This window comes from Gordonibacter pamelaeae (assembly GCF_003340385.1).
Classification (GTDB): Bacteria; Actinomycetota; Coriobacteriia; order Coriobacteriales; family Eggerthellaceae; genus Gordonibacter; species Gordonibacter pamelaeae.
The window spans coordinates 1-8,748 of the sequence record NZ_PPTS01000015.1 but is presented as its reverse complement, the minus strand read 5'-3'; the positions used below and the strand labels follow the sequence as shown (position 1 = coordinate 8,748).

The following is an 8,748-nucleotide window of genomic DNA, read 5'->3' as shown; positions in this document are numbered from 1 at the left end:
TCTTCGAGGGGCTCCTGCTCGAGGCGGGCGTGGACGGGAAGACCGCCTCGCGGGAGGCCTGCCGCATGGAGCACTGCCTGTCGGAGGGCTCCTTCGAGAAGCTCGCCGCCCTGCTGGGCGAGAGCGCGGCGGGAAGGACGTGAGGCACATCGACCTCATAGCCGCGAGGATGGAGGAGGCGCGCTGGCGCCGCGGCATCCTCGTCGCCGAGCTCGCCCGGCGTGTGGGCGTCGACGGGAAGCGCCTGTGGCGCGTCCTCAACGGGGAGCGCGCCATGCGCGCCGACGAGTTCGTGCGGCTGTGCGCCGAGCTCGAGGTGGGGCTCGGCAGGTTCCTTCCCGCCCTCCCATCACAGGTCCCTTCTCGCCCTCCCGACCTTGAGCGAGCAGTGGACGCACAGGCTGCCGACATCAGGGCGTAACGCTGAAACACGTCTAACGTCACGTGTCCGCCTTATCGATGGGCGAGCTCGCTGCGGTACTCGCTCGGAAGCATACCCGTTTCTCGCTGGAATACCTTCGAGAACCGACCTGCACAGGTGTAGCCGACCGCCCGGGCGACCTGCGCGATCGTGAGGTCGGGCTGTCGCAGAAGCGACTCCGCCATGCTCGCGCGTCGGCGCTGAACGTACGCGGTGAGAGTCAGCCCGGTTTCGATTCGGAAGCTCTCCTTGAACTTGGTGGGGCTCATGCATGCCGCGCGGGCGAGGTCGGACACGAGCAGATTGCGCGCGGCATGATCGTCGATGTAGGCGACGACGGAGCGGATCCTCCGAGCGTCCTCTTCGGAAAGCCCCGCGCGAGGCTTCTGGCGGGAGATACGGGTACGTTCCGCGAGCAATCCGAGCGCCTCGAGCACCTTTCCTTCGTAGAACAGCTGGGACTTGCCCTCGTCGCCCGGGTGGGGATAGAGGCTTGCAAGCAGGGCTCTCATCTCCGGGGACGCATGCATGTCGTTCACAGAGAGAAACGCGTCGCGCACGTTTTCGAACTGCCCCTCGTATTCGGCTTCCAGGTATTCCGTCGACATACGGGGCGTGACCTCAATCCCGATGGCGCGGACGGGCACTCCCCCGTGAACGAGCCCTCGCCAGCCACCCTGGTCGCTGCAAAATCCCCAGAGTGCCTTGGCGCGCAGCTTGCGGTACGGCGTGAGCTCTTCCCCCGAAATCGATTCGTACCAGGTGATCGAAAGGTATTCCGGCAGCTTGAATTCGAGCAGTGCGTCCTTTTCGAGCGTGAAGTCGTGGATGGCGATGCTCCACCGGTCGCTCGGCGCGCAGAGGTGGTAGTACCCGCGTGCGAATCCGCTGTGGGATGCGTACGACTTCCACAGCGGCCCGAACCCCGCGGGGCGGGTCACTTCGGCGAATCCCGATTGCTCTAGTGTCGCGTCGTGTATGCCGACGAATCCCATGGGTCTGCCCTTTCCTCTAGTAAGTCATAGTTAACAATCATGGTACCAGCCATTCGCCGGATGAGGGAGCGGGTGGCGCGACCGACGATGCGACGATCGGACGCGAACGTGCGACGATCGGACATCGCGGTCAGTGCTCCTCGTCCACCGCCCTTCGCTTGCATAGAGTTAACGATAGCTTACATCTTCGTTCGTTAGGAGGAAACCTATGCAAAGCGGCGTTCAGGAAGCGAAACGGGGGCTCGGGGCAAAAGACCTCGTGACCACAGGTGTGTGCATCGCGCTCTATTTCGTGTTCATGATGGTGGGAAGCATGCTGTTCGCGCCGAACCCGGTTCTGACGTTCCTCATGCCGGCGGGCGCGGCGCTGCTCACGGGGCCGGCCTACCTGCTCCTCATCGCGCGCGTGCCGAAGCACGGCCCCCTCATCATCCTCGGCATCGTCGAGGCGGTCGTCATGTTCGTGACGGGCATGTACTGGCTGTGGTCGGTGTTCCTCGTCGTGCTCGGCATCGTGGGCGACCTGATCGCGGGCGCGGGCGGATTTCGGAGCAAGCCGCTCAACATCGCGAGCTTCCTTGCGTTCTCGCTCAACCCCCTGGGCTCCTACCTCATGCTCTGGCTCGACCCGGCGGGGTATTCGACGTATTTGGTCGAGAAGGGAACCGAGCAGGCGTACATGGACACGATGGTCGCGACCGGCGCCGACTGGGTGTTGCCTGCGATGATCGTGCTCACGCTCGTCTGCGCGCTCGTGAGCGCGCTCGCGGGGATGCGGATGCTGCGCAAGCAGTTCGAGAAGGCGGGAATGACGGCGTGAGCGCGCGAAAGGCGATGCGCCTCGACCCGCGAACGAAGCTCGCCTTGCTGTTCGTCTGGGCGCTCGCGGTGTTCTTTTCCCCGGGCCTGCCGTTCGAAGCGGGGATGATGGTGCTTGCCGTCGTCTTCGGGGCGCTGTGCGGCAAGGCGCGATTGTCGGTCGCGATGTTCGCCGTCTACTGTGCGACCATGGGGATCGCCATCGCGCTCGCCCAGGTGAACCTCGGCATCTTCAGCACGCTGTTCAACTCGTTCTTCCTACTCGTCCGCAAGGTGTTCCCTTGCGGGCTGCTCGCGGCGATCATCGTTTCGACCACCCAGGTCAACGAGTTCATGAGCGCGTTTTCGAAGATGCGCTGCCCGCGCGAGGTGACGATCCCGCTCGCGGTGATGATGCGCTACGTTCCCGCCATCCGCGAGGACTGGGGCTACATCAAAGACGCGATGCGCATGCGCGGGGTGAGCCCGACGCTCGGCGGCTTTCTGCGCAGGCCGGGCCTGACGGTCGAATGCCTCTACGTGCCGCTCATGATGAGCGCACTCAACGTCGCGGACGAGCTGTCGTGCGCGAGCGTGGCGCGCGGGATCGAAAACCCCGCGCCGCGAACCTGCTACCTGCATATCGAGTTCGGGACGGCGGACGCGGCGGCCGCCGTCGTCGCCGTCGCCGTCCTCGCAGCGGCAATCGTTCTAAGGAGCGTGGCGTGATCGAATTTTCAGACGTGACGTTTGCCTACGCGCGGACCGTGCCGGAGCGGGCCGCCGGCGTGTCGCATATCGACCTTGCGGTACCGCAGGGCTCGTGCGTGCTTGTGTGCGGCCCTTCGGGATGCGGCAAGACGACGCTGACGCGGCTCGCCAACGGACTTGCGCCGACGTTCTTTCCCGGAGCGCTTTCCGGCCGCGTGGTGATCGACGGGTGCGACTGCGCGCAGATGCACAGCTGGGAGGTCGCACTCTCTGTCGGGAGCGTGTTCCAGAACCCGCGGACGCAGTTCTTCAACGTGGATTCGACGGGCGAGGTCGCCTTCGCGTTGGAAAGCTGCTCGACGCCGGAAGGCGAGATCCGTGAGCGTGTGGCGGAAACCATGGACGATCTGGGCATTCGCCATCTCGCCGACCGGAACATCTTCTCGCTTTCAGGAGGCGAGAAGCAGCGGATCGCGTTCGCGAGCGTCTGGGCAGCTCGGCCAACGAATCTCGTGCTCGACGAGCCGACGAGCAACCTCGACATGGCGGCGATCATGGATCTGCGCTCGTACGTGGCGAGGGCGAAGGCGTCGGGAACGTCCGTGCTCGTCGCTGAGCACCGGCTCTGGTGGCTGGCGGGCATCGCCGACGAGGTCGTGGTCATGGACGGCGGCCGGATCGTGCGACGGTTCTCCCCACAGGAGTTCGCGTCGCTTTCTGCGCAGGAGGTCGGCGCGCTCGGACTGCGCGCGCAAAGTCTGGCAGAAGTCGAGGCGGCGGCTCCGGTTTGTGGGCAGGGTAGCTCTCGGGCACGTGAGGCGGCGAAGCCGCGGCCAGGTGAACCGTCGCAATCGGAGGCGGAGCCGCGAGCGAGCGAAGGCTATCGGGCGGAAGCGGGCCTCGAAGTGCACGGCGTGCGGGCGGGGTACCGGAAGCGAGAGGTGCTGCGAGGAGTGGATCTTTCGGCTTCCGCGGGCGAGGTCATCGCCCTCGTGGGGCGAAACGGCGCCGGCAAGTCGACCCTTTCACGCGCGATCTGCGGTCTGGCGAAAAGCTCGGGAGATTATCGGCTCTTCGGCGAGGAGGCAGGCGAGCGGGAGCGTCTCGCGCGGTCGTCGATGGTGTTCCAGGATGTGAACTACCAGCTGTTTGCCGACAGCACTGCGGCCGAGGTCGTCTTCGGCATGGGCAGGGACCGGGCACGGACGGTCGACGCGGAGGGCATCCTTTCGTCGCTCGGCCTCTCCGACGTCGCCGATCGCCATCCGGCGACGCTTTCGGGCGGCCAGAAGCAGCGGCTCGCGGTCGCGTCGTGCGTCGCCGCGGGAAAGGACGTGCTCGCGTTCGACGAGCCGACGAGCGGGCTCGATCTCGCAAGCATGCGGCGGGTGGCCGGCCTCATCCGGCGGCTTGCCGCGGAAGGGCGGGTCGTTCTCGTGGTGACGCACGACCTCGAATTCATCGCCTGCGCGTGCGATCGCGCCGTCGAGCTTTCTGGAGGCGCGGTTACGGGGACCTACGACGTCGCGGGCGGCTTGGACGACATCAGACGCGCCCTCTTCGCCGGAACGCAGTTCGAAGGGCTTGGGGGCTAGGGCTGGGGCAATGCCGATGCGTCCGCTCCGGACGTCTTAGCCCATGCCTCGCCTCCTGCGTTTTTGCCCTCATCGATGGAAGCCGCGGCATCTTCTTCGACCCCGCCCTCATCTGTGCCGACGCGGGTAGGCCAAGGCGACCGGGAAGAGGGACGGTAGGTTCCGAGTGCTTTCGTCATGATGCGACGATCGGACGAGCTTATGCGCCAAGGGGACGTATGGGCGCTGCATAAACGCTGATTCAAAGCTTAGAAAGCTATCCTTGCTTCAAAAACAAGCGGTAGGGTCGTCCGTTCGTCGCATGCTCCCCACCGCGGAAACGGAGGCGGCATGGCGAAGGAGAAGAAAGCGGGCGGGGCGTTCTCGCTCGTGCTCGCATGGGCGGGCGCCAATCGGAAGTTCCTGGTCGCGTCGATGGTCGCCGCGACCGTGTCGGGCCTTATGACCATGGTACCGTATTGGGGCGTTTACCGGATCATGCAGGCGGCGTATGCGGGAACCCTGACCGAAGGGCTGCTCGCTCAGTGCGCCGCCGTCGTGGCGGTCGGGTTCGTCGTGCAGTACGCGTGCTTCGCCGCCTCTAGCCTGCTGTCGCACAAGGGGGCCTACCGCACGCTTTTCGACGTGAGGTGCCGCATCGTCGACCATCTGGCGCATGCGCCCCTCGGATCGCTGAGCGAGCGATCGATCGGGCAGGTAAAAACGGTGCTGCTCGACGACGTCGAGCGCCTCGAGCTGTTTTTGGCCCACAACATCCCCGAAGCGTTCATGTACCTCGCAGGACCGGTCGCGGCGTTCGCCTTCCTGTGCTCGACGAACGCGCCCCTCGCGCTCGCGACGCTCGTCCCGTTCGCTGCCGCCGTGGCGCTCATGGGGGCGTGCTTCAAAGTGATGGGCGAGGTCATGCCCCGAGCCGCCGCAGCGCTTTCGCGCATGAACTCGGTCATGGTCGAGTACGTTTCGGGGATGCGGGTCATCAAGGCGCTCAACATGGGGTCGGCCTCCTTCAAACGCTTCCGAGACAGCGTCGACGGCGAGTTCGACGTGTGGTGCGAGATCTCCCGCAAGACCGCGCCCGCCTATGCGGCGTACCTGGTCGTGATCGAATGCGGACTGCTCATCATGATCCCCCTCGGCGGGCTCATGTTCACGACGGGCGCCGTTTCGGGAAGCACCTACCTGCTGTTCGCGTTCGTCGGATCGCTCTACCTCGTGGAGATCCGCTTGCTGCAGGAGATGGGGTCCAAGCTCGCCGAGGTGGCAAGCGGCGCGGCGCGCGCCCAGGAGCTGCTTGACATGCCGGTGTTCGGGGGCGGGGATCCGTTCCCCAGGCGTTGCGACATCGAGCTGCGCGACGTGAGGTTCTCCTACGACGCCGGCCGCGAGGTGGTGCGCGGGGTGTCGCTGCGCATCGCCCAAGGGGAGCGGATCGCGATCGTCGGCCCGTCCGGCGCGGGGAAGACGACGCTGGTCGAGCTCGTCAGCCGCTTCTACGATCCCGATTCCGGCCAGGTGCTCATCGGCGGGAAGGACGTGCGGTCTATCGACTACGACGACCTCTTGGCCCATGTCGCCGTCGTCTTCCAGAAGACCTTCCTCACGAGCGGCAGCATCCTCGAGAACATCCGGATGGGGCTCGACGCATCGATCGAGGACGTGCGCCGTGCGGCACGGCTTGCCTGCATCGACGACTTCATCATGACGCTGCCTGACGGCTACGACACCGAGATGGGCAGCCTCGGCGACCGGGTGTCGGGCGGTCAGCGCCAGCGCATCGCCATCGCGCGCGCCATCCTGAAGGACGCGCCCGTTCTCATCCTCGACGAGGCGACGAGCGCCGCCGACCCGGAGAACCAGCTCCAGATCGACACGGCGATCGGAAACCTGTGCGCGGGAAAGACGGTAATCGTCGTCGCGCACCGCCTCGGCGTGGTCCGCAGGTGCGACCGGGTCGCCGTCGTCGAAGACGGGCGCGTGACGGCGGTCGGCGCGCACGAGCAGGTCCTTGCGGCATGCCCCTACTACGCGCAGGCGTGGCGGGACTACGACGAAGCTCGCAGCGTCAGCTTCGGGTGGGCGGGCGTTGCGGAGAGCGACGGCTCGCCTGGCAGCGATGGTGCGAAGAGCGCAGGAGCAGGACGGAGCGTCGCGGAGGCAAGCGCGATGACGAGAACGGGGCAAGGCGAAGCCGATTCGGAGAAGGGAGCACGGCGATGACGGGATCGAACACGGCAGCGCGGCGGGACCCCACGCGCATCTTCGCGAAGAACCGCCGCTTCTCAGTCCATATTGCCTGCATGGTGGTGGACGGGGTGCTCGACGGGTGCAACTTCGCTCTCATCTACCTCGTGATACGGGGCGTTTTCGAGGGGTCGTTCACGATGTCGTCGGCGCTCGCCATGACGGCGGCGGTCGCGGCGGTGTTCGTGGTGCGCCTACTCGTGTACGGGTACGGCTATCTTCAAGGACAGATCGGCGGTGCCCAGATCAGCCGCAACATCAGGGTCTTTCTCGGCGAGAAGATCAAGCGGATCCCGCTCTCGCGCTTCACCGAGCGCAGCTCGGGCGACTACCTCAACGCGCTCACGGTGAACGTGAACGATTACGAGCAGATCCTCACGCACAAGACCGGCAGCATCGTGAAGAACGTCGCCTTGGCGGTCATGCTCATCACGTTCGTGACGTGGCTTTTCGCGCCTGCGGGAGCCATTGTGGCCGCGATGTTCCTGCTGATCGTGCCGGGCCTTGCCTACTCGTGGCACCAGGTGAGGCGTTTCGGCGCGCGCAAAAGCGCCATCCAGGCTTCGAACGCGAGCGCGATCGTGGAGCACGTGACGGGCATGCAGACGCTGCGCGCCTACGGGATCGGCGGGACGGCGAACGAGCGCATCGTCGAGAGCATGCGCGCATTCTCCGACATCAGCTACCGGTACGAGGCGGCCGTGACGCCGCCGGGAGCCGTGGTGTTCGCCCTTGTCGGAATGGGCGCGCCCGCGCTGTTCCTCGTCTGCTGCAACGCGGTGCTTGCCGGAACGCTCGATGCGGTTTCCGCCGTGCTCATCATCATGCTGCCCCTGTTCATCATCAAGCTGACGGCGGCGCTCTTCGTCGACCTCACCGCCTACCGCAATCTGTCCATCGCGAAGGGCCGCATCGCGGACGTCGCTGCCGAAGTGGAGGAGCAGGGCGTTGACGAGGAGTTTTCCGTCGGAGACGCGGGAATTGAGCTTTCCGGCGTCGATTTCGCGTACGAGCCGGGCAACCCCGTGTTCCGCGGCCTCGAACTTGCGTGCGCTCCCGGCAGTCTCACGGCACTCGTGGGGGATTCCGGCTGCGGAAAGTCGACTGCGCTTTCGCTCGTCGCCCAGTACTACCGGCCCGATGCGGGGTCGGTCCTCATCGGCGGTTCCGACTCGGCGGCGTACGCCCCCGAGCGCGTGCTCGAGCACGTGTCGATCGTCGACCAGGATGTCTTTCTGTTCGACGACTCGGTGGCAGAGAACGTGCGCTACGCCAAGCCCGATGCGAGCGACGAGGAGATCAGGAAGGCGTGTCGGCTTGCCAACGCCGACGGCTTCATCGGGCAGATGCCCGAGGGCTACGCCAGCCGCATCGGCGAGAACGGGTCGCGCCTTTCGGGCGGTGAAAGGCAGCGACTTTCCATCGCGCGCGCCATCCTGCGGGATTCCCCCATCGTGCTGCTCGACGAGGCGACGGCGTCGCTCGACATCGAAAACGAGCTGGCGGTCAAGCGGGCAATCCGTAACCTGCTTGCGCGCCGTAAGACGGTGATCATGATCGCGCACACGCTGCCCATCGTGCGAACCGCCGACAGCATCGCTGTCATCGGCGACGGGCGGGTGATCGAGCAGGGGACGCATGAGGAGCTTGTCGCGCGAGGCGGCAAATACGCCGCAATGTGGGCGGCCGACCGTCAGCTCGCCTAGCATTTCGGCAAGCGCGTACCTGCGGTGCGCCAACGAAGGATCTAATGGGACATCAAGGCAAAGGCGCAGAATCGTCCCAACATGCCGCAAATGATCGACCATGGGGGCTGGAGATATGCGAACCACGGAATCATCGGAGGACTACCTGGAGGCTATCCTGCGCATCCGCTCCGAGCGCGGCTCCTGCCGCAACGTGGACATAGCGTGCCTGCTGGGCTACTCCAAGGCGAGCGTCACCAAGGCGCTGGCGGGCCTGTCCGCCGCCGGGCTCGCCGAGGTGG

9 protein-coding genes are annotated in these 8,748 nt (G+C 65.8%); 8 read left to right on the top strand and 1 reads right to left on the bottom strand.

The window, feature by feature from the left end:
- The first annotated feature begins 14 nt into the window (after positions 1 to 14).
- Positions 15 to 143, top strand: coding sequence for an iron dependent repressor, metal binding and dimerization domain protein (locus tag C1877_RS14875; RefSeq protein WP_390624779.1), 129 nt, complete (start codon positions 15 to 17; stop codon positions 141 to 143).
- Positions 140 to 421 (top strand): helix-turn-helix domain-containing protein, encoded by a 282-nt coding sequence (locus C1877_RS14870; RefSeq protein WP_181813867.1) that lies wholly within the window; start codon positions 140 to 142, stop codon positions 419 to 421. Before C1877_RS14875 ends, C1877_RS14870 begins: the two co-directional genes overlap by 4 nt.
- A gap of 32 nt (positions 422 to 453) precedes the next feature.
- On the opposite strand, the gene C1877_RS14865 is transcribed toward C1877_RS14870, so the two are convergent.
- The gene (locus C1877_RS14865; RefSeq protein ID WP_114569508.1) at positions 454 to 1,416 is read right to left on the bottom strand and encodes a helix-turn-helix transcriptional regulator; all 963 of its coding nucleotides are present in this window, start codon (positions 1,414 to 1,416) and stop codon (positions 454 to 456) included.
- A 208-nt stretch (positions 1,417 to 1,624) separates the two neighbouring features.
- On the opposite strand from C1877_RS14865, the gene C1877_RS14860 reads away from it, so the two are divergent.
- The 6 genes from C1877_RS14860 to C1877_RS14835 form a co-directional block, all read left to right on the top strand.
- Positions 1,625 to 2,236, top strand: coding sequence for an MptD family putative ECF transporter S component (locus C1877_RS14860; protein ID WP_041239187.1), 612 nt, complete (start codon positions 1,625 to 1,627; stop codon positions 2,234 to 2,236).
- Positions 2,233 to 2,943, top strand: a complete 711-nt coding sequence (locus tag C1877_RS14855) for an energy-coupling factor transporter transmembrane component T (protein WP_231847589.1) — start codon at positions 2,233 to 2,235, stop codon at positions 2,941 to 2,943. The genes C1877_RS14860 and C1877_RS14855 overlap by 4 nt, the downstream gene beginning before the upstream one ends.
- The gene (locus C1877_RS14850) at positions 2,940 to 4,520 is read left to right on the top strand and encodes an ABC transporter ATP-binding protein (protein WP_114569507.1); all 1,581 of its coding nucleotides are present in this window, start codon (positions 2,940 to 2,942) and stop codon (positions 4,518 to 4,520) included. The genes C1877_RS14855 and C1877_RS14850 overlap by 4 nt, the downstream gene beginning before the upstream one ends.
- Before the next feature lie 330 nt (positions 4,521 to 4,850).
- Positions 4,851 to 6,737: an ABC transporter ATP-binding protein gene (locus C1877_RS15835; protein WP_015539335.1), complete on the top strand. Its 1,887-nt coding sequence runs from the start codon at positions 4,851 to 4,853 to the stop codon at positions 6,735 to 6,737.
- Positions 6,734 to 8,467, top strand: a complete 1,734-nt coding sequence (locus tag C1877_RS15830; RefSeq protein WP_015539334.1) for an ABC transporter ATP-binding protein — start codon at positions 6,734 to 6,736, stop codon at positions 8,465 to 8,467. Before C1877_RS15835 ends, C1877_RS15830 begins: the two co-directional genes overlap by 4 nt.
- Before the next feature lie 100 nt (positions 8,468 to 8,567).
- Positions 8,568 to 8,748 (top strand): metal-dependent transcriptional regulator (locus C1877_RS14835; protein WP_390624778.1); only part of this gene is annotated, 181 nt, incomplete at its 3' end.

Coding starts and splice junctions, on each gene's coding strand:
- C1877_RS15835 (WP_015539335.1), top strand. CDS start 4,851: ATGGCGAAGGAGAAGAAAGCGGGCGGGGCGTTCTCGCTCGTGCTCGCA.
- C1877_RS15830 (WP_015539334.1), top strand. CDS start 6,734: ATGACGGGATCGAACACGGCAGCGCGGCGGGACCCCACGCGCATCTTC.
- C1877_RS14860 (WP_041239187.1), top strand. CDS start 1,625: ATGCAAAGCGGCGTTCAGGAAGCGAAACGGGGGCTCGGGGCAAAAGAC.
- C1877_RS14865 (WP_114569508.1), bottom strand. CDS start 1,416: ATGGGATTCGTCGGCATACACGACGCGACACTAGAGCAATCGGGATTC.